Source organism: Bacillus cereus group sp. MYBKT14-1 (genome assembly GCF_051915185.1).
Taxonomy (GTDB): Bacteria; Bacillota; Bacilli; order Bacillales; family Bacillaceae_G; genus Bacillus_A; species Bacillus_A cereus.
The window spans coordinates 148,161-168,239 of record NZ_JBQAEF010000004.1 but is presented as its reverse complement, the minus strand read 5'-3'; the positions used below and the strand labels follow the sequence as shown (position 1 = coordinate 168,239).

Genomic DNA, 20,079 nt, shown 5'->3' with positions numbered 1-20,079 from the left:
TTTTTATCAAATAATAAGAAAGGTGTGATTACTATTTTAATTTTCATCAATATTGTAAAAGTAGTGTTGTTTCTGTTCTTTTTAATGACAGGAACGAAAATTATATCCGGGAAAATGGCAGATGAATTCAAACGATTTGGTTTACCTTCGTTTTTTAATTTCTTAACTGGAGCTTTTGAGATTGTAGGAGCGATTGGAATGTTGATAGGAATTTGGATTTCAACAGTAGCTTTATGGGCAGGCTTGTTATTAGGAGGTACGATGCTTGCAGCCGCATTAACGCTAACTGTATTAGCGAGAGATCCTTTTAAGAAAGCGATACCTGCGCTTGTTTTGTTTGTCCTTAGTTTAGGGATAAGTTTATATCACATTTTCTAAACATAACCGAAAACTATTAAACTTTATGCGTTCAATTTACTATCATTTTGTGATTAGTTTACAAATAGGGGGATTCTCCAATTAGTGCTTGAATAATAATAGCAATACGAATTTAGACATTATGATCATTTGAATCATAATCAGTAAAAGAATGGGAAGAATTTTATATTAAAAATAGGAGTGAGTGAAAATGGCATATTTATTACAAGTTGATTTTCCGTTTGAAGGTCCTTTTGGTGAAGAAATGGAAAAAGGATTTTGGGATTTAGCAAATAGTATTAACGAAGAAGAAGGATTCCACTGGAAAATATGGACTGAGAATGAAGAAACAAAAGAAGCTGGAGGCATTTATGTATTTGAAGAAAAACAAGATGCTGAAAAATACGCGGAAATGCACAAGAACAGACTTGAAGCAGCCGGTGTTAAAGATATTAGAGTAAGAATTTTTAACATCAATGAAAAGTTAACTAAGTTGAATCGTGGTTTTATTAAATAATTCCGACAGTCGGAGCAAGCGTAAAAAGGAGGGGGATAATCCCCTCTTTTTTAATTCTTAAATTGATGGTGAGGGGGCTCGTATAAAAAATAAACCTAGTGCTATCATGAGACATTTTTTATTTGAACGATCTACAAGACTTCTTGACCAAATATTAGTAAACAATGTTGATAAAGCCCTAATAATATATAAACCAGAGACAGTAATTGCTGATTCTGTTATGTTAAGAACGATTAGGTTTAGAGCAATAAAGTAAACCCAACTTCCAACACTTGAAACACCAATATTAAACAATAAGATAGATGGATACCGCCAAATTTCCAATGTTTTGTTAAAACTCAATTGAATTCCTCCTAAAATATAATCAGATAGAATGCAACACTTAAAACAAAATAAAAAAATACCACTCCCACGACTTGAAGTCTTAGGGACGAGATTTATCATCGCGGTGCCACCCTAGTTTATTAATATGTCGCCATATTAACTTTATCAGGTACGGCATTTAAAAATGCTTATACCTTAGCTCTATAACGGGAGATCCCGCCACATAACCCCCTCCTAAAAGGTTCCGACGTGCTACTCTGAGGCTTGCTTCAATAAAGAAATTCTAACCCTTTTTCAGCTACCAGGGTTCTCTGTATAGAATTCACTTTATTTACTCTTCTCTTCATCGCATTTATTTTTTATATAATATTACCTATAGGTATTTTTGTTTAATATCTTAATAGGTTTTTTATAATACAAAAAACCTATTAAGATATATGATTCTTATCTAACAACTAAAAAAAGAAAAATACTTGAGAGCAAAAATTATTTGCAACTTTAATACAAAGTGGTTTTTTTCGTTTTGGGGGTACTATAAAATATTAGCTTGATAGCGATGGGATAGCGCCAACACAAAGCGAATTTCGTACGTTATCAGGGCCTAAATCCAAAAAACACTTAAAATATCAAGCTCCTAACATATTTTACATGACTAATATGTTAGGAGCTTTTGTTTTGGTAATGAGTTTTGCAACTTAATTTGAATAGTATTTTTCTCTGTTTAGGTAGAAATTAGTAAAGTCCCATAAACGATCGTTTATGGGACTTAGTTGGTTACACTAATTCACTAAATATATCGTCTTTTATTTACTATATATCTTTTGAGAAAATTACCATTTACACACAATCAGTATTAGTGTATTATTCATCTAGTACACTAATACTGAGGAGGGGAGAAATGAAAACTGAGTTTTCTCCTAATATCCCGATTTATATTCAGGTAATGGAATATATTAAAAAAGAAATTGTAACAGGTCGTTTAGCACCGGGTGATAAAATACCAGCTGTACGTGAACTAGCCAGTGAATTACAAGTGAATCCAAATACAATTCAACGCACATTTCAAGAGCTAGAACGAGAAGGTATTGCTGTGACACGAAGAGGAACAGGGAGATTTGTAACGAGTGAGAGAGAAATGATTACTGAACTACGCAAAGAAATGGCAACAGAGTTGCTTGATAATTTTATAAATGGAATGGACAATTTAGGATTTACGAAAGAAGAAATTCTTCCAATCCTCCATTCTTCATTAGAAAAGAAAAGGAAGGAAAACGAATGACAGAGTTATTAAAAATTGAGAATCTGTGGAAAAGATATAACTTAAAAACAGTGCTTCAAGATTTAAGTGCAACAATTTCTGAAGGGAAAATTATTGGTCTTGTTGGTGATAATGGTAGCGGAAAAACAACATTATTAAAAATGATTGCTGGTTTGCGTTATCCTTCTAAAGGAACTATCACAATTGAAGGTCAGAAGGTAGGAATAGAAACAAAGAAAATTGTTTCATTTATGCCTGATAGTCCTGTTTTTGACGAGTGGATGACGATAAAAGATGCTGTAGCTTTCTATCGGAATTTTTATCCTGATTTTGATTTAAACCAAGCAATGGAATTAATAACTGAATTTAAAATGCCATTAGAAGAGCATATAGTTGCTTTATCCAAAGGTGAAGTGGAAAAATTACAACTTATCTTAACTTTCTCAAGGAAAGCAAAGTTATATATATTAGATGAGCCATTGGGTGGAATTGATCTTGTTTCTAGAAAACATGTATTAGATTTAATTCTTAAATTTTACCGAGAAGATTGTACCATTCTCATTTCAACTCATTTAATAGAAGAAATCGAAAATATATTTGATGAGGTAATCTTTTTAAAAGAAGGAAATATTGTATTACATGAAAATGTAGAGGAAATCCGTTTTCATCAAGGGAAAGCAGTACATGAGTTGTTTAAGGAGGTTTTTGAGTAATGAATTCACTTTTTCATTATTTATATAAGTGTAATAAAAGAAGCATAGCCATCTTTTATTTTGTTTTTATCACTTTTTCTTTGCTACTTTTATTTCATGTGAAAGGTTCATTAAAAATAATGAATTCGTTTAGACAGGATATAACATTAGCCATATTTCTAATAGTATTATGTATGGCTTCGTTTTCTATTTTTTTACTAGCGTTGTCATCTTTTAATAAAACGATAAAAAATTCTATGATTCGCTACACAGCTATATCATCTCAAAGAAATATATATGCAAATTTATTTTTTTTCACACTCGTATTTATTATTTTGCTAGTAATAGGACTAATTTTTTTGTATTATTTTTCCTTAAATACTAATGGTAGTAAAGTGACTGAGAGTCTTCAACAAGATTTTTATATGTTATATGAATATGGCATCTTTCATCATGTATTTGCTGTTTTTTCGTGGGGAATCGATTTCATGTTTTTGTTAGTTTCTGGTTATTTCATCATAGTTATTACAAAACAGTTTCCTGTTAAGGAATCGGTGAGTAAGATACTTTTCTTTATCATTTTCTTTGCTATTTTTGTAACAATCCAAACAGTAGTAATGGATATTTTAAGTAGATTAGAGAAATATGTAGTTACTATAAAAAACAATGAGTTTATTGATCAGAATGGCTTTATTGATACGTCCTTTTATCCTAGTGAGTGGAGTACTATTACTGACCTAGGATTTAGCTGTTTGTTAATAATTTTCTTCGTAGCGCTTACTGGCCGCATCATCGATAAGAAACTAGAGATATAAAAAATTCACTTTATACGCAAAACACATTTTAGGAGGAAATAATGAAAACATCTAATCCAATGTTAAAAAAGAACGCTTTTCATAAAAAGCAAACAAATACTTCTACGATGACCATTGGTGGAACCGTTAGAAAAACATTCGTTATGCTTGTCTTACTTCTTGCAGCGTCTGTCTATTCATATTTACAGGTAACACAAGGTACAATGAAAATGTCGGTATTAATTGGAGTAGCAGTGGTTAATATAATAGTTGCATTTTTAGCTATATTTATTCCTCGAATATCACCAGTTTGCGCACCGATTTATGCTGTGGTAAAAGGAATTTTATTAGGAAGTATTTCTGCATATTATACAATGCGTTTTGGAAATTCTATTGCTTTAACTGCTGTATTATTAACCATTTCGATTTTATTTGCAATGTTAGTATTATATGCTACTCGTATAATAAAAGTAACTGAAAAGTTCCGTACTGTTTTAACAGCTGCAACACTTGGCATTTTAATTATGTATTTGATTGTCTTCTTACTAAACACCTTTGTTTTTACTGTTTCTTACATTCACCAAGGTGGGACAATCAGTATCATTATTAGTGCCGTTGTGATTTTCGTTGCTGCATTAAATTTATTACTAGATTTTGATTCGATTGAAAATGGTGCACGTAGCGGGGCAGCAAAACATATGGAGTGGTATAGCGCAATAGGGCTCATGATGACATTAGTATGGTTATACCTTGAAATTCTCCGTTTTGTTTCTTACTTTATGAAAAACGAAGAATAGAAAAAATCCTGCATGTTTGAAACATGCAGGATTTTTTTATCTAGTAGTGTAAATTTGAACCCGAGAAAAGTATCAAGAAGCTGTAACAGTAATTAAATATTGCTACTTTTTATTAATACACTAACAATTATTGTTGTTAGCTTTATGTATATTCATTTATAATAGAATATGGAAAATTTTAAACTGCAATAATAAAGATTTTTAGTATATAAGAGCTGGGAGCAGCTCTTTTTATTTTGCTCAGGGGGAGTGTGAAAGAAAAAAGTTTATGTTAGTAGCGAAATTAAATAATCTAATAGAAAATAAAAAATTAGAATTAGTAGAACTGGTAAATAAACATGGCTTTAGTCATACGAAAGTCCTCCGTTTAAGTCAGGAAATTGATAAATTAATTAATAAATATATGATTATAAAAAAGGAACCCTATAATAGTAGGGTTCAAAGGGAACATATACATAAAATAAATAAAGAGAATAATTTAATTATATAAGAAATTTTATACTGTAATATTGAGAAAGTGTAAAAACTTAATTAATTATTTTCGTTTGAAAAGTGATGTGATTACTATTTTAAAATTAAGAACAGAGTTAATAGATAAAGCAAACTAATTGATATAAAAGAAGATACCAATGTTAGTAAACTGGAAGGCAATATTGCATTTAATTTATATGAAGAGTTACAAAAAATAAACGAACCTAAGAAATTTAAATTTTATCCTTTTAATGAAAAGGAAGTCAGTGAATTCTCATAAGCTAATTTCTCGGAAGACGCTAAAAAAATGATTCGTTTAAGAAACTGGGTTTTAGAAGTGCTACCTATTATTCATTTGTATAATCAGGTTGGAAATTTACCTCTAACAAGAGAAAATGATGACTTTATAGAGTATCTTGAAGATAAAAATTAAAAACAAGTAAAAAACAGATGTAATTTGTCTAAAAATATAGAATTTTTATACAAAAAATTCATAATTATGTTATATAATGATGTTAACAAACCATATTTTAGGCATTATCCCCGATTGTGTAGAATAAATAATTTGTTTTGATTAGCTAAAGAATTTAGCTAAAAGAACTTGTAGCGGGGCCTGCTGCAAGTTCTTTTATTTTTTCAGTAAAGGAAAATAAGAAAAGGAGGGAATACAAGTATGAAAAGAAATTTAAAGAAGGCAGCACTTAATTCGTTAGATGGTAAATGGGGGTTGGGGATTGGAGTATCAGCTTTAAACTATTTTGTACCCACTCTTAGTGCATCAGCAATCGCGGGTTTCATGTATTTATTAGTTGGCTTATTTATTGGAGTAATTGGTTTGGATGTGTTCTTAATTTATTCGATTAGTGGGGAACCACAAGTAGATCCAACTGCACTAGTTTTATTTATTCTAAGTTATATATTTTTAGGAATTATTTGTTTCTTTATTTACAGTTCCATACAAGGTATCTTTAAATTTGGATACTCTGTTTTCACCTTGCATTTAGGTAAAAGTGAAGATGCTAAAGTAGATGATGTATTTTTGGGATTTAAGAAGAACAACGTGTTTAAGTCAATAAAATTGGGTCTGTTACAGGCAATTTTTCTTTTTTTATGGAGTCTATTATTAATCGTTCCAGGTATTATTAAATATTTTTCTTATTCTATGTCTTATTACATATTAATAGAGAATCCTGATTATACAGCAAGTGAAGCATTGAGGGAAAGTAAAAGAATAATGAAAGGACAAAAGTCAAAGTTATTTGTTCTTTGGTTATCATTTATTGGTTGGTTTTTATTAGCCGCCTTTATAGGAATGTTTACATTTAATCTATCTTTTATTTTCATTTCTCCTTATTACAACACAACTGTTTCACATTTTTACTTAGATATAATTAAAAAACAAGATGTTGGAGAAGCGAAGGTAAGTATATAGATGGGGAGAGTGGATATGCGATTATGCACATCCACTTTTTAATATTATATTAAAAGACTTAAGCTGCTGGATATACCATGTTTATTATGATTTGAGCAAGGATACCACAAACATGTTGCAAGTTGGGTTGAAACAAAGGTTGATTATAAATTCTTACTTGTACTAGGATTTTATCTTTGATAAAAAATCTTTATATATAGAAATTTAGATTGATAGTACTACTCTGTGCATTCCATCTCTCTCTTTTTTGCTTTAAATGTAGATTTTCGTTTTACTTTTATCTCAGCAAGTATAACACCGCTTAGAATAAGTAATGCTCCGATATACCCTTTGAGTGACAATACTTCGTTCATGAACAGGTATGCAAATAGTGCAGAAAATACAGGTTCTAATGAAAAAATGAGTCCTGTATGTGTCGGTGTTGTGTATTTCTGGGCCATCGCCTGAATGATGTAGGCAAAAGCACTGCAGAATATACTTAATACCAGTACTGCGATCCAACTTTCTTTAGTGGATGGAAGTTGCGGTTCTTCGAAAATCAGGGCAGAGAGTACGCCAAACCCTCCTGCAAATCCCAACTGAAGAATTCCAAGCTGCAATGTATTGGCAACTTTAGCCGCCCTTCCGGTGACAATAATATGAAAAGCATAAAAGAGAGCAGCGAGTATACAGAGTAAATCTCCAGAATTAAGTGTTAATTGATTATTCAAAGTCAGTAAACCAATTCCAGTCATTGCAACAAGGGAACTAATGATTAGTCTGTAGCTCAGTCGATCCTTAAACAGAACGATAGATAATAAAGGGATAAAGATTACGGTCAAACTGGCTAGAAAACCAGCATTTGAAGCTGATGTCGTTTTTAAACCTAAGATGACTGAAGCAGATACAACGAAAAGTAAAAATCCTAGAATAAAGCCGTATTTTAAGGTGACAAAATGAATTGAACGAAATTGTTTAAAAAAAACAGCAGCACAAACCAAAAAAGCAATACCAAAGCGTAATGCAACAAGAGAAAATGAAGGGACAGTTTCCAATCCGATTTTCATAAAAAGGTAGGAAGTACCCCAGGTCATTGTAACAAGTAAGATCATAAGATTAGCCTTTATTGGTTTCATTTTTAGTTCTCCTTTAAAATTTTTATGTACTTAGTTTAATTGTGATTCAAGTATTAGTAAAACGAATATATGTAATGATATACTTGAACAAAATTCATACATGAGAAAGTAGGAGAATCGATGAGTCTGACTAAGTTAGAAATCTTTCTGAAGACGGTTGAAATGGGGAACTTATCAAGAGCGGCCGAAGCAATGAACGTGACTCAGTCAGGTGTCAGCCATGCGATTAGAAGTCTTGAATTGGAGTATGGTTTTCAACTGTTATCCCGGAATAAAACAGGAGTTCGATTAACGGAAAATGGTGAGCGTGTTTTAACGCATGTTCGTGAAGTAGTAAACCATAATGAGCGATTGAAGCAAACTGTTGCAGAGATTAATGGGATAGTGGCAGGAACCTTGCGCATCGGAACCTTTACAAGCGTTTCTATTCACTGGTTGCCTGCAATCATTCATCGATTTCACTTGGAATATCCTCGAATTGAAATCAAATTAATGGAAGGTGATTATGGAATGATTGAAACGTGGATTCAACAAGGGGTGATTGACTTAGGTTTTATGTCACTACCGTCGTCGGGCCATCTAGAATCTATTCCACTAAGAAAAGATCGAATGCTATGTGTCCTTCCTAAAAATCACTCATTAAGTAAACAATCTATAATTCAGTACGATCAGCTCAAGAAAGAGCCTTTTATTATGCCTGCTTCTTCATGTGGTTACGATGTTAGGAAAGTATTAGAAGCTGCTAGGATTCATCTCGATATCCAATTTGAAACCGGTGATGATCATGCGATTGTCGCGATGGTGGAGAACGGGCTTGGAATCAGTGTCATGTCTGAACTCGCATTACAAGGACAATGCGAAAATGTTACGGTTGTGGAATTGGAAGACAAACCTAAACGATCGCTTGGGTTGTCACTTACTTCAATTAAACACGCATTACCAGCGACAAAACGTTTTATCGAACATACCCAAAAATGGCTGGATGGCGATTGAATATATAGGTAAGTAAAAGAAAATTAACATTTTATGATATTTAGTCCATATAAGGGTAGCACCACATTGCTATCAAGCTAAGCCCGTGTAACGTCAATGATAAGCAAGATTGTTTCTTTTTTTGGAAAGTCTATACGTAGATGCTTTAAAGATTTGCATACGAAATAAACCCTAACGGGTTTCTTTTTTTGAATTAAGCTGCTTGGTTATCAGACATGGTACAATTATAAACGACACCTAATATATCAAAGACTGTTTTCTTCTCATACCTATGGGATTTTCGCCCGTTTTGCTGTAGAAGATTGAACAGACGAAGTAACACCTTTGATAGCTCTTGGGTGTTTTTTTGTATAGTTTGGAATAGAAGAAGAAAATAGTCTTTAATCATATATATGGCTTTATACTCACTAAGCTCTCGTTTTTTCTTCATGAGGAGCAATTGGCGCATTTGAAACATGATAGAAGAACAGAGTAGAATGGCAATCAATTGACCATATAAATGGCACTCCAATCGTTCTGATTTTATCTTCTTACAATGATGGATTTGAAAGAATGACTTCCACGTTTTAAATAAAATTTCGATTTGCCAACGCAAAGAATACCAGTCATGTACCTGTCCCATCGGAACAATATCTGTAGGGGTGTTTGTCATATATACATTGATACCACTGAGTCGTTTGCTACGAGGAGAATACTTCATTCCTTTCTTTTTTTCTCGTATAGCTTGATCACGTAATCGTTTTTGTTGTTGTTCATCTGTAAGTCGATGAACGATTACACGGGTTGGTACTTTATCAGTCATACCTATATAGGCATCGGATATTTCATATGTTTGTCCTGGTTGGAGAGAGCTCATTAATACCTCCATATCTAGCTGTATATACTCTGTACCTTTCTTTATTCTTCCATCCTGAAAATAATCAGGTTTGCAATTTTTTTGATAAATACGTGTATTAGATTTAATACGAGAGATATAGTAAGCCTTTTTATCTTGTATATGTTGAAGATCTTTTAAATGAAAATACCCTAAATCACGGATACATAAATCATTTGGTTCCACAGTTGGAACACACAGAGAACCATAGGTTCGATCATGCTGTTTACCGGGACCTGTATGAATATGTAGGAACTTTCCACTTAATAAATCATACTCAAGCTGAATCTTTACTCCCGCTGTATGGCTGCATCCTCCTGCACCTGGATAAACCGATGAAAATACATCCGGGAGTTGAAATGCAGTTGAATCTAAAATACGAATACGCTTGAAAACAGAAGTATATGGAGAAGAAAGTGGCATAGATGAGGTTAATTTATGGTTTAGTAGTTCAGCTAATACATGTTGTAAAAGTTGAACGGCCGCTTTATTAAATCGTTGATTCAGTCCCTCGGGACTGATGAGTACTTCTGTTGATGCTTCTAAACAGCTAGATAACTGAGTTAAAGAAGTTGTAGCGACATTTTGGCTCATCCATACGCATAAAGCGACTAAATCTTTTGCTTGGTATTTACTGGTCCGTTGTACGAAACCGACATCTCTAGCAAAATCTAGTAAGATATTTGAAGATAAAAATCTTTGAATCTCCTGAGCAAATAGTTGTAATTCATCAGATACAGAAATAGACATACAAAAACGCCATCCTTTCCTATGATTTTATAGAAAGAATAGCGTATTTTTAAATTTCAGGGGAATTTTTTTGCTAATTTAATATCGATGCAGCAGCCTCGTATAGAAGGACACTTTAAATGTTATTCTTATTTTTTAGTAACATATTTAATTCTTTAGCATCTTTTTTTGTATTTAAAAATGATATTAACCAAGAAAATGCATATATCAAAACTATACTTTCAAGAAAATCAGCAGTTGGGAATATTTCTATCCAATGGTTATATGTAGATATAAGAAAGACAACTATAATCATCATGAAAAAATGGATTACCAAGGCGAACAAATAGCTGATTCTTTCAATATCAAAAATGAATGTAAAAATGCCTGCACAAGCTGAGATTATAAGAACACTTATTATCTCAGCTTGTGTAATAGATATATTATTGTTTCTTGATAGCAAAACTATCATGTATATAAATGAACCAGTTCCTAAACCTGTATACAGTCGATTTTTTAGTTTCAATAAAGTCTTTCCCTTCTTTTTTATGATTTTAAGATAAGTTTATTTAATTTTGATTGTATATAAAATGTGTAGAATATTCCTCCAAAAAATAAGCCTACAGATAGTCCACTTATGGCAGAATAAATTATATTAAACGGAATATTATCATAAAATGATGAATAAATTCCTAAAGTTACATTTAAGACATATTTTACAAAGAAATTAATCAATATAATTATTAATGGAAGGTAACATTTCTTCCTGAAAGTAACCGTCTCTTGCTTGAAAAAAATTTGATATTTTGCATATAACAAATATCCAATCAAAATGCCTGGAAGAATGAAAATCGTATAGCTTATTAAACAATATCCTAAGTAAGAAAATTTAGTGATAATTTTATCTAACCCCCATATCATAAAAATCATGGGAACAAGGAACATTTTAGATAAATTAATTGGTCTTTCTTGAGAAATAGCAATACCCCTTTTAATTAAAATGAATAATAATATCCATACCCATAATGGAGTTCTTATAAATACTTCTTTAATCATAGTATACATTGTATATCCTCCTTTGTTTTTATTAATATTTACATCAAAGGAGATATAAAGAAATACTTTTAAACATAAGTGGTAAAAATTAATACATAAGTGGTTATTGGGAATGTTTTTTTAGCTGTTTTTTTAATGAAGAAACATATTTTCTTGACACAATTACTTTTTCTCTGTTTGAAAGCAGTGCTTCCAAATTTCCGTTTGCTTTAGCGGAGAATTTGTTTAAAAAATGAATATTGATAATTATAGTTTTTGAAATTCTAATGAAGTTATCTGGAAGTTCAGATTGTAATTTATATAAAGGACTTTTTATCTCAAATATATTTTCTTTTGTATAAACAAAAATTTTCCTTTCAAAATATTCCAAATAAATAACAGTTGAGCAAGAAATTTTTTCTTGTTCACCTTTGTGAGTAGAATTAACGATTAAATAGTTATCAGAACTATTCTCTAGTGTTGATACCATATCTAGAATAAAAGATGTTACTTTGTGAATGTAGAAGGTACAAGATTCTTCTTTAAGCTTTTCAATAATTTTAATGTTTGCTTTCATTTTCTACCATATTTCCCTTTCTTTAAAATAGATTTTAATGTTTGTTTGAAACAAAGTTTAATCTAAGTCAAAATAGTATTTTATATGAATATTATTAAAAAATCTATTAACATATTTCTTCGCATATTTTTTATAAACATCGTAACATTATTTTTACCCCTCTATAATTGCCATCAATTTGAGAAATTTATTCTTCTCAAAAATGAAAATCACCCTAAGAACCTATGGACAACTATGAAAGGATGAAATTTTCGTTTTGGGGATATTTCAGAAATTTAGCTTGATAGCGATGGGGTAGCACCACATCACTATCAAGCTAAGAAAATACAACTACCCCCAGAACGAAATTTTGTGCTAACTTATAACAAAATTTCGTTTTGAGGTATTTCAAAATATGAGCTGGATAGGCATGTACGGTGATCCCTACGTAATTATTAGAAAAACATTAGTTTTTAAATTGTATACACGCTGATCACGGTAATTTTTCGATGCACCCATCATAATGAATCTCTCCTTTTCCTCTTTTTATCAGTATTGGTAGGTAAAGAGGGGGCCAGACACAAAAACAGGTTGTGGAGAAAGTCTTCTTCACAACCTGAGAGTAGTTATATATCCAAATATACTCTGTTCTTTTAACTATTAAGTCTTTTATAATCTATTATAGTCGATATAACTAGAGTCATAATAAATCCACTGCCCTGTTCCAATTCTTAGCCAGCCGTTCTTTTCTTCATATACTGTAACTTTTTCGCCCTTACTTGTCTTTCTAACAATAGAATAGTTTGTACCTGATCCGCTTCGAACATTTACTCCAATACCATTAATTTGAGCCGTTCCAATTACCTTTTCAACACTACCATTTTCAATTACTTGTAGCATATTTAGAATGAATGTTGCTGTTTCACCACGAGTTGTTGTTCCTTTAGGATCGTATTGATTGTCACCCTTACCTCTTACAATACCTAGACCATACAGTCTTTGTACGTCTTCTTTATAAATAATTTGGTCTTTGTCTGAGAATGGTAGGTTTACAACTGGTCCCCATATACCTTTATACTGTAAAGCCTTGTTTACAATAATTGCTGATTCTTCTCTTGTAATAGGTGTGTTTGGGTCAAAATAACCATCTCCTCTACCTTGAATGATACCTGCACTTGCAGTACGTTTAATACCATCTCGTAAAGTTGTATTTGCATCGTTTAGGTCTTTAAATGAAGCATCTCCAGCTGGCAGGTTTAGAGATTTAGAGATTAATTGAGCAAATTCGGCTCTTGTTATCGCTCTATTAGGTGCGAAAACTCCGTTTCCTTCCCCTATCATAATACCTCTTCTATTTAACTCTCGAATAGCTTCTTCATACCAACCTCCAGTAATGTCATCTTTTGGTTGATAAAAATTATTATAATACCCACCAACGCCATTTACGAATGCATCCCATTGTCCATTATTAATCATATTAGCAGGACAGATTTTACCACTCCATTTTTGGTGTTTTACAATGTTATTTAACGGTACACCAGTTTCTTTCATTAAATAAGCTACAAGTTTCTTAGCATTATCTACTGCTTTACTATAGTTACCGTCACTGTTAACTGCGATTTCAATTGCAATGGATTCTCTATTACCTGGACCATCACCGTCTCCTGCGTGCCATCCGTTCTCGTTTAATGGTAGATGTTGATAAATCTCTGTATCGTCTACTGTAAAATGCCACGATGCAGCTCGGTCTGTGTTCCCTACTGCTTGGTTATATAGGTATTGAGCGTGGTTTCTAGCACCTGCTCCTACACTAGTATTATCAGTCTCATGAATTGTAATGTACTTTGGACTCATGTAATTTTGCGGACGAATATTATCATTCCCTGTTGGAACAATCCACTCAGTGAATGGAACACCGTTTATTGTACTAGAGGTGCTAGGTGATATGGGAGACAGACTACGTTTTATTCTGTTTGAATTGCTAGGCACAGTTAATGTACCTGTTTCTTCATGAATACCTTCTGAACGTTGAAGACTGTCTGTTTTTTTCTTGTCGACAGTACCTCCACCACGTCCATCTACCCCTTCAAAACTAGCTTCAATACTTTTTAAAGCTTGTTCATCTGATGTTGTTTTACTTTGTTCCTGAACGTTTGTAGGTTGCTTATTGTTTACTGATTGTTGTTCCTCTGCAAACGATACCAATGGTGAAGATAATACCGTTAATCCTGCCGTGAATGCTACTACTTTTTTATTAAATTTAATGTTCATTTCTAATTTGGTATACCTCACTATTTTAATAGATATACCTTCCTCCTTGTACTTCTTTTAGTGTGAATGTTAGTTTAAATACTGGTAGCCTGAACCCTCAAAATAACAGATTGGTTTTACATTTCATATGTCAAACCGACATCTATAAGTCCTACTTGAAATGTTAGTACTTTAGAATTATAACACAGCACGGTTGCAATACTTCCAAGACTCTTGCAAGTGATCTCCTAATCTTAGATATACTGATAGTATGAATCTAAAAAAGGGCATGATTACATCGCTATCCAGCTAAGAATTTTCTAACACTCCAAACCGAGCTAACTTCTCATGGATAACTGTAGAATGAGCATTTTTATAGCTTTTTCGATTATTTTTTAGAAGATTTAGAGGTGGGAGTTGAAAATGGGTTTTATTTTAGTGTAAAATTACACTAAAATAAACATTTGTTACCTTGGAGGGGAGAAAGTGAATAAGGAGCTTATAATTGAACTCATTTCAACGAAAGCAAAGTTAATACGTACTGAAAAAGGATATACACAAGATAAAATGGCTGAAGTTCTCGGCATTTCAAAAAAAACGCTTGTTCAAATTGAGAAAGGGAGAACAAATGCAGGTTGGACCAACACCGTTGCTATTTGTGCATTGTTTAGGAATAGTGAGGTTTTACAGTCTTCTCTTGGGGATGATCCATTAGTAGTAATCGAGACAATGGCCCACAATAGCACTAGCAAATTCAAAGAAAAAACATTGGGAGGAAAAGTGTGGTGGAAACAGATTCAAGAAAAAGGGAACTTTCGTTTACAACAAAATCTAATAAGTCAGCACTATCGTATTTTAGACAAACATGATTACCGGTGGTTTAATTCGTTCGATCTTGAAGAAGCGTTAGAACAACTTGATACACTAGCAACCGATTCAGACAATTAAATAACCCCTTAAAACTATAATGAGTGAAAATAAATTAGGAGGAAATTATATATGATTATCTTAAGTTTTCTTTGGATTCTCTATGTACCTTATCTTGTATTATGCGGTTTTGTCGGTGGGATCTATCTAATTATTACTGGTGTTAAATATCGCAAATTACTAGCCAGTGTAATGGGATTACTCAGCGTTTCTTTTGTCGTACTGCCTTATGTTTTTTGGGGTATGGGGGTTGATGGAGATAAATATCTTCCCATTCCAACCGAACTATATTGGATTCTATTTTCTTTAACTGGGCTAATAGCAGCATTCATTGGATTACGGTCAAAAATTAAAGGTATACGCTATATGGGATTTATTATTTTTACTAGTGGAATAGTAGGCGACCTTTTCTATTATTTAATGTCTGTGCCTAATTCAATGTATATTAGATAGTTTTTTCCAAACTCAACGCATCTAATACTATATGGTGACTGAATCCAATTGGATAATACAACAAAGGTAGTGGATAAATCACTGTCTTTTTTACATAAACCATTTACCTATGAGATGGGTTGCACATAACCGTTGTATTTCATTAAGTACATAAAAGGTAGCATATAGATAGCTATCTGTAATTTCTACATTCTTCGACCAGTTTCCATCACGATACGTATTCTATTCTTTGTACAAACAATAGGTAGATTTTGCATTCTTGGATATGATTTGATCCATGGGGGTGAAAACATGCGAGAGAATCCGCTATAGATGCTCTTTATTATCACTTCGGTCATGTAAGGGTATCTATCCATGAGCAGTAATGTGCAACATGAATATATGAAAAAGAATTCAAAAAAATCACTCTTTACAAGTTTTCTTATATTATTAGTGATTGTACTTGATTTATTTTAACTTACATCGATTAGTCCAGAATCTAGTACACGAGATGGGATACTACTAGGTATTATCGTGTTCATTTACGACTCATTCCTATTATATATGTCTATCAATTATGAATGAAACAATTTGCTGTTTTAGAAGAGGAATATTTCATAAGCATAATCTATACAAAGTAGGAACACCCCACTTGGACACTTAACTAAGTGGGGTGTTTTTTTTTTTGATTTTAACCAAGAAGATTCCTTACTCAAGGAGCGTGAAGGGTCACAGCTCAGTGAGTAGGTGGGAGATGACTTTCGGAAAATTCATTAAAGTATACATTCAGATAGATAAAATAGTTGCACCTACTGTAGAACCAGACTAGTCTCCGTCTTTCATTATATTTTGCAAAAGAACAAAAAATAGTAAATTAGAATAATGACTTAATACTTGCTAGAATAGTAAGTACTCCTACAATAATAACAAATACATTGCTCATTTTACCTCTATATTTAGCTAATACCGGTACTTTACGGATCGCATACATTGGTAATAGACATAAGATAGCAGCAACTAATGGACCGCTTAGAGCGTCAATGAGCCCAAGAATACTTGGATTTGCATAAGCAACATACCAGCATGTTAATACGACAAAAGTAAGAATTACTGTCTTAACTGTTTTTTCTTCTATATCTTTTCCACGTGTTTTACCAAATTTGATAATCATATCACGCATTACTTCATATGATCCTATATAATGACCAAGGAAAGACTTTGTTATAGCCATAAAAGCAATAATAGGAGCTGCAATCGTAATTACTGGCGAATTAAGTTCATTAGCGAGATAGGATAGGATTGATAAGTTCTGCTCTTTTGCCACTTTTAAATCATCTGGAGTCAAACTCAGTGCGCTGCTCCAAACGAAGAACATAACAACAACGAACGTCATGATATAACAAACTTTTTGTATTTGAGCACATTTAGCATCAGTTGCTTCTATTCCATACGTAGATCTTTGTTTTATCACAAAAGACGAAATCATTGGAGAATGGTTAAATGAAAACACTATGATAGGTAGTATCATCCATATCGTTCCCAAATATCCTGTTCCGGTTGAAGCAGTAGAGACATCTGAAAAACTAAGCATTGATGTGTTCCACTGAGGAATTAGGGATATTGCGATAAATAGTAGAGAAGCTATGAAAGGGTATACTAGCAAGCTCATAATTTTTACAGTGATATCTTGACCAAAATTTAGTATAGCGATAAGACTCAGTACTAAGACAAGCGATAAAATGGCTCTTGAGGGCTCTTTCATATGTAATTGATGCACAATAAAACTACTTGCAGTATTTGTAAGTGCAACTGAATACATCAAGACAATTGTATAAATTGAGACGAAGTATACGATGTTAAAAATAATACTCGCCTTATTTCCGAAATACTCTCTTATTGTACCCGTAATTCCCTCATGGGCAGAATTGGAAGCATATATCATTTTAGCAAGCGCCCTATGTGAGTAATACATAACTGGATAGGCAAGTAATGTAATGAGTAATAATGATAATAAACCACCTGAACCTGCATTAATTGGTAAAAAGAGTACTCCTGCTCCAATCGCTGTCCCGAAAAGGCTCAATGCCCACGTAGTATCTTGCTTATGCCACTTTTTAGGATCCAAATATTTCTCGTTTGTAATCACAGTATTTTCAGATTGCAATTCTATTTTTTTAGCAGTATTCCCGTTCATATAATAAATCCTCCTTGTATCCTATTCTTAAGTCTTAGGAATATAAGTCGTTCTGGAAAATGAATCTCCTACAAGTTCCTCAAATCGTGTGTTCTTCTCTAATTGAATCTAAAACCCAATGTTTGTTAACGCTTTCAAAATCTTTTGATTGTAGATGGGTATATTTAAGTGAATAAGGATTAAAAAATTGTAAGTATGTCTAGAATTCCCCCTAAAACTATTGCTTTTAATTCGTAAGACATCTGTCTTCCATCCCTTTACATCACTTCAATAACCTCGTCAACATTGTAGACATTGCTAAGGCATAGCTAATGCGATGTCTTTTACTACTAAAGAATTTTTAATGAATTTTCTTTTTGATTACACACCTTTCTTTGAGTGATTTTTTCATCTTGTCCAATTTTAGAAAGTTGATATTTTCTAAGGTGCTAATAGGTTATCCCTAGACGTCCCTATTATAGCTTGTATATTTATAAGTTGAATATTTTTGTATTTTAAGAAAAAATGAACAAACAGAATTTTGAATAGGTAATAAATTCAACATTACATGTAGTATTTGTGTCTAATGTTTGAAACTGTATTAGTTAGAGGGGAATCAGCAGTAATACAGGAGTTCTTACATTTTCACATTGTTTATATTGGTAATCTCTTGTTAAGATACCTATATTTATCTTTTTTGAAATATCTTATTTTTAGCGTGAAAGCTGTTGTAATAAATAATACATATAGATGATAAGAACTTATGTTAGGACATGTATAGGTGAGATGTTGAATATTAAATAGTTGATTTGCATTTAAATTCATTTTTCGGAATAAATAAATTTTTATGCGAAGTCAAATTCCTATCAAATTAATACAACTAAATGTTATTAAAATAAAAATAATCAATTATAAAAGTGATTTTGAACGTAAGGAATTTGTAAGGAAGAGGTAAGAAAAAAGAGATTTTCATTGTGTAAGATGAAAATGTAAAGAAGAGTGAGAGGAGAAAAATACTATATATTTCTATAAAAAACAAATCAATTAATAAGACTTGTTTGGAGGAAAAGAGACATTACAGATTCAATGTCGTCCTTTTGCAGTGGGGTAAGAAGAAAGCTGTGTGATTAGTTCCAAACAGCAAATAACCACTTATACAATATGAATAGGGGAGAAGATTATTTTGATAAAAAAGCATAGTCAAATTACATGTTCAGGTTTAGCTCTTTTAATAACTGGAGGTTCCCTGTTTTATACACCTCTAACCTCAAGTGTAAAAGCGGAGTCCATTCAAAATGTATCTAACTCGTTACAAACAAGCACTCAAAGAGACCGTAATTCGGTCAAGGAGGCAATGCGGGATACATTGAAACTTGGATATCCAGGGATACTTGCTAAAACTTCTAAGGGTGGAAAAACATGGAGTTATGCGGCTGGTGTAGCGGATCTAAGTACTAAGAAACCAATGAAAACAGATTTTCGATTTCGAATTGGCAGCGTGACAAAGACGTTCACTGCAACAGTTATACTTCAATTAGCAGGAGAAAACCGCTTAAATCTAGACGATTCTATTGAAAAATGGATACCTGGTGTCATTCAAGGAAATGGATATGATGATAAACAGATTACTATCCGGCAATTATTGAATCACACAAGTGGTATCGCTAATTACACAAGGTCAAAGGATTTTAATATGATGGATACAAAAAAATCTTATACTGCTGAAGGATTAGTAAAGATGGGAATATCCATGCCTCCAGATTTTGCTCCAGGAAAGAGCTGGTCGTATTCAAATACAGGATATGTATTACTAGGAATTCTTATTGAAAAAGTAACTGGGAACAGCTATGCGGAAGAGATTGAAAATCGAATTATTGAACCACTTGAATTAGCGAATACATTCTTACCTGGAAATTCAAGCGTCATTCCAGGAACCAAGCATGCCCATGGATATATCCAATTAGACGGAGCAAGTGAGCCAAAAGATGTTACCTATTATAACCCAAGTATGGGGAGCTCGGCCGGAGATATGATTTCTACAGCTGATGATTTAAACAAATTCTTTTCTTATTTACTTGGGGGCAAGTTATTGAAAGAACAGCAACTAAAGCAAATGCTTACAACAGTCCCTACAGGAGTAGATGAGCTTGGCGATTCCGGGCTTGGAATTTTCAAAATGAAGCTTTCAAACGGTGAATTGATATGGGGGCATGGAGGAACCATTCCTGGCTTTTTAACTTTTGCTGGAGGCACACTTGGAGGCAAGCATACATTGGCAGTCAATTTGAACAGCCTTAAAGCTGATACTCCTGATCCTTTTAAAAATATTTTACTTGCTGAATTTAGCAAGTAG

19 protein-coding genes, 1 pseudogene and 1 other annotated feature are annotated in these 20,079 nt (G+C 32.6%); of the genes and pseudogenes, 12 read left to right on the top strand and 8 right to left on the bottom strand.

The annotated features are described in order from the left end of the window. Positions 1 to 27 precede the first annotated feature (27 nt). Both ACTFO4_RS13285 and ACTFO4_RS13280 read left to right on the top strand, forming a co-directional pair. Positions 28 to 378 carry a DoxX family protein gene (locus tag ACTFO4_RS13285; protein ID WP_031312243.1) on the top strand — a complete coding sequence of 117 codons (351 nt, stop codon included), beginning with the start codon at positions 28 to 30 and terminating at the stop codon, positions 376 to 378. A 190-nt stretch (positions 379 to 568) separates the two neighbouring features. Beyond that, on the top strand, positions 569 to 874 hold the full coding sequence (locus ACTFO4_RS13280) for a monooxygenase (RefSeq protein ID WP_000323764.1): 306 nt from the start codon (positions 569 to 571) through the stop codon (positions 872 to 874). An 87-nt stretch (positions 875 to 961) separates the two neighbouring features. Here ACTFO4_RS13280 and ACTFO4_RS13275 read toward each other — a convergent pair. Further along, positions 962 to 1,216 (bottom strand): annotated as a pseudogene (locus ACTFO4_RS13275) (MFS transporter); the annotation flags it as partial. An 81-nt stretch (positions 1,217 to 1,297) separates the two neighbouring features. Next, positions 1,298 to 1,554, bottom strand: a binding site (T-box leader). A 542-nt stretch (positions 1,555 to 2,096) separates the two neighbouring features. Here ACTFO4_RS13275 and ACTFO4_RS13270 point away from each other — a divergent pair. From ACTFO4_RS13270 to ACTFO4_RS13245, 6 genes are all read left to right on the top strand, one after another. After that, positions 2,097 to 2,477, top strand: coding sequence for a GntR family transcriptional regulator (locus ACTFO4_RS13270; RefSeq protein ID WP_017673653.1), 381 nt, complete (start codon positions 2,097 to 2,099; stop codon positions 2,475 to 2,477). Continuing rightward, positions 2,474 to 3,169, top strand: a complete 696-nt coding sequence (locus tag ACTFO4_RS13265) for an ABC transporter ATP-binding protein (protein WP_000137758.1) — start codon at positions 2,474 to 2,476, stop codon at positions 3,167 to 3,169. The genes ACTFO4_RS13270 and ACTFO4_RS13265 overlap by 4 nt, the downstream gene beginning before the upstream one ends. Then, positions 3,169 to 3,963 (top strand): hypothetical protein, encoded by a 795-nt coding sequence (locus ACTFO4_RS13260; RefSeq protein ID WP_061457442.1) that lies wholly within the window; start codon positions 3,169 to 3,171, stop codon positions 3,961 to 3,963. Before ACTFO4_RS13265 ends, ACTFO4_RS13260 begins: the two co-directional genes overlap by 1 nt. A gap of 41 nt (positions 3,964 to 4,004) precedes the next feature. After that, complete coding sequence (locus tag ACTFO4_RS13255; RefSeq protein ID WP_061457441.1) at positions 4,005 to 4,739, top strand: Bax inhibitor-1/YccA family protein; 735 nt, start codon at positions 4,005 to 4,007, stop codon at positions 4,737 to 4,739. A gap of 268 nt (positions 4,740 to 5,007) precedes the next feature. Continuing rightward, the gene (locus ACTFO4_RS13250) at positions 5,008 to 5,229 is read left to right on the top strand and encodes an aspartyl-phosphate phosphatase Spo0E family protein (RefSeq protein WP_000959245.1); all 222 of its coding nucleotides are present in this window, start codon (positions 5,008 to 5,010) and stop codon (positions 5,227 to 5,229) included. A gap of 654 nt (positions 5,230 to 5,883) precedes the next feature. Then, positions 5,884 to 6,642 carry a DUF975 family protein gene (locus tag ACTFO4_RS13245; protein WP_000827978.1) on the top strand — a complete coding sequence of 253 codons (759 nt, stop codon included), beginning with the start codon at positions 5,884 to 5,886 and terminating at the stop codon, positions 6,640 to 6,642. A gap of 218 nt (positions 6,643 to 6,860) precedes the next feature. Here the strand turns inward: ACTFO4_RS13245 and ACTFO4_RS13240 are convergent, their stop codons facing one another. Beyond that, a complete protein-coding gene (locus ACTFO4_RS13240) occupies positions 6,861 to 7,757 on the bottom strand; it encodes a DMT family transporter (protein WP_078421406.1) in 897 nt (298 codons plus the stop codon). A gap of 120 nt (positions 7,758 to 7,877) precedes the next feature. Between ACTFO4_RS13240 and ACTFO4_RS13235 the strand changes: the two genes are divergently transcribed. Further along, on the top strand, positions 7,878 to 8,750 hold the full coding sequence (locus tag ACTFO4_RS13235; protein WP_098582924.1) for a LysR family transcriptional regulator: 873 nt from the start codon (positions 7,878 to 7,880) through the stop codon (positions 8,748 to 8,750). 193 nt (positions 8,751 to 8,943) lie between these two features. Here ACTFO4_RS13235 and ACTFO4_RS13230 read toward each other — a convergent pair whose 3' ends face one another. The 5 genes from ACTFO4_RS13230 to ACTFO4_RS13210 all read right to left on the bottom strand — a co-directional run bounded on the left by ACTFO4_RS13230 (position 8,944) and on the right by ACTFO4_RS13210 (position 14,215). Continuing rightward, on the bottom strand, positions 8,944 to 10,374 hold the full coding sequence (locus tag ACTFO4_RS13230) for an IS4 family transposase (protein WP_440014291.1): 1,431 nt from the start codon (positions 10,372 to 10,374) through the stop codon (positions 8,944 to 8,946). A gap of 115 nt (positions 10,375 to 10,489) precedes the next feature. Then, complete coding sequence (locus ACTFO4_RS13225; RefSeq protein WP_000769224.1) at positions 10,490 to 10,879, bottom strand: DUF3021 domain-containing protein; 390 nt, start codon at positions 10,877 to 10,879, stop codon at positions 10,490 to 10,492. A gap of 20 nt (positions 10,880 to 10,899) precedes the next feature. Beyond that, positions 10,900 to 11,418, bottom strand: a complete 519-nt coding sequence (locus tag ACTFO4_RS13220; protein WP_440014289.1) for a hypothetical protein — start codon at positions 11,416 to 11,418, stop codon at positions 10,900 to 10,902. Between the two features lie 94 nt (positions 11,419 to 11,512). After that, the gene (locus tag ACTFO4_RS13215) at positions 11,513 to 11,965 is read right to left on the bottom strand and encodes a LytTR family DNA-binding domain-containing protein (protein ID WP_088321930.1); all 453 of its coding nucleotides are present in this window, start codon (positions 11,963 to 11,965) and stop codon (positions 11,513 to 11,515) included. 648 nt (positions 11,966 to 12,613) lie between these two features. Beyond that, on the bottom strand, positions 12,614 to 14,215 hold the full coding sequence (locus tag ACTFO4_RS13210; protein ID WP_002183711.1) for an S-layer homology domain-containing protein: 1,602 nt from the start codon (positions 14,213 to 14,215) through the stop codon (positions 12,614 to 12,616). A 465-nt stretch (positions 14,216 to 14,680) separates the two neighbouring features. On the opposite strand from ACTFO4_RS13210, the gene ACTFO4_RS13205 reads away from it, so the two are divergent. Next, positions 14,681 to 15,142 carry a helix-turn-helix transcriptional regulator gene (locus ACTFO4_RS13205; RefSeq protein WP_001031163.1) on the top strand — a complete coding sequence of 154 codons (462 nt, stop codon included), beginning with the start codon at positions 14,681 to 14,683 and terminating at the stop codon, positions 15,140 to 15,142. A gap of 51 nt (positions 15,143 to 15,193) precedes the next feature. After that, complete coding sequence (locus ACTFO4_RS13200) at positions 15,194 to 15,574, top strand: ammonia permease (RefSeq protein ID WP_410987907.1); 381 nt, start codon at positions 15,194 to 15,196, stop codon at positions 15,572 to 15,574. Between the two features lie 853 nt (positions 15,575 to 16,427). On the opposite strand, the gene ACTFO4_RS13195 is transcribed toward ACTFO4_RS13200, so the two are convergent. Further along, positions 16,428 to 17,747 carry an aromatic amino acid transport family protein gene (locus ACTFO4_RS13195; protein ID WP_410987908.1) on the bottom strand — a complete coding sequence of 440 codons (1,320 nt, stop codon included), beginning with the start codon at positions 17,745 to 17,747 and terminating at the stop codon, positions 16,428 to 16,430. 1,165 nt (positions 17,748 to 18,912) lie between these two features. Between ACTFO4_RS13195 and ACTFO4_RS13190 the strand changes: the two genes are divergently transcribed. Further along, entirely contained in the window at positions 18,913 to 20,079 is a 1,167-nt protein-coding gene (locus ACTFO4_RS13190; protein WP_440014365.1) for a serine hydrolase domain-containing protein, read from the top strand.

Coding starts and splice junctions, on each gene's coding strand:
- ACTFO4_RS13280 (WP_000323764.1), top strand. CDS start 569: ATGGCATATTTATTACAAGTTGATTTTCCGTTTGAAGGTCCTTTTGGT.
- ACTFO4_RS13270 (WP_017673653.1), top strand. CDS start 2,097: ATGAAAACTGAGTTTTCTCCTAATATCCCGATTTATATTCAGGTAATG.
- ACTFO4_RS13265 (WP_000137758.1), top strand. CDS start 2,474: ATGACAGAGTTATTAAAAATTGAGAATCTGTGGAAAAGATATAACTTA.
- ACTFO4_RS13260 (WP_061457442.1), top strand. CDS start 3,169: ATGAATTCACTTTTTCATTATTTATATAAGTGTAATAAAAGAAGCATA.
- ACTFO4_RS13255 (WP_061457441.1), top strand. CDS start 4,005: ATGAAAACATCTAATCCAATGTTAAAAAAGAACGCTTTTCATAAAAAG.
- ACTFO4_RS13250 (WP_000959245.1), top strand. CDS start 5,008: ATGTTAGTAGCGAAATTAAATAATCTAATAGAAAATAAAAAATTAGAA.
- ACTFO4_RS13245 (WP_000827978.1), top strand. CDS start 5,884: ATGAAAAGAAATTTAAAGAAGGCAGCACTTAATTCGTTAGATGGTAAA.
- ACTFO4_RS13240 (WP_078421406.1), bottom strand. CDS start 7,757: ATGAAACCAATAAAGGCTAATCTTATGATCTTACTTGTTACAATGACC.
- ACTFO4_RS13235 (WP_098582924.1), top strand. CDS start 7,878: ATGAGTCTGACTAAGTTAGAAATCTTTCTGAAGACGGTTGAAATGGGG.
- ACTFO4_RS13230 (WP_440014291.1), bottom strand. CDS start 10,374: ATGTCTATTTCTGTATCTGATGAATTACAACTATTTGCTCAGGAGATT.
- ACTFO4_RS13220 (WP_440014289.1), bottom strand. CDS start 11,418: ATGTATACTATGATTAAAGAAGTATTTATAAGAACTCCATTATGGGTA.
- ACTFO4_RS13215 (WP_088321930.1), bottom strand. CDS start 11,965: ATGAAAGCAAACATTAAAATTATTGAAAAGCTTAAAGAAGAATCTTGT.
- ACTFO4_RS13210 (WP_002183711.1), bottom strand. CDS start 14,215: ATGAACATTAAATTTAATAAAAAAGTAGTAGCATTCACGGCAGGATTA.
- ACTFO4_RS13200 (WP_410987907.1), top strand. CDS start 15,194: ATGATTATCTTAAGTTTTCTTTGGATTCTCTATGTACCTTATCTTGTA.
- ACTFO4_RS13195 (WP_410987908.1), bottom strand. CDS start 17,747: ATGAACGGGAATACTGCTAAAAAAATAGAATTGCAATCTGAAAATACT.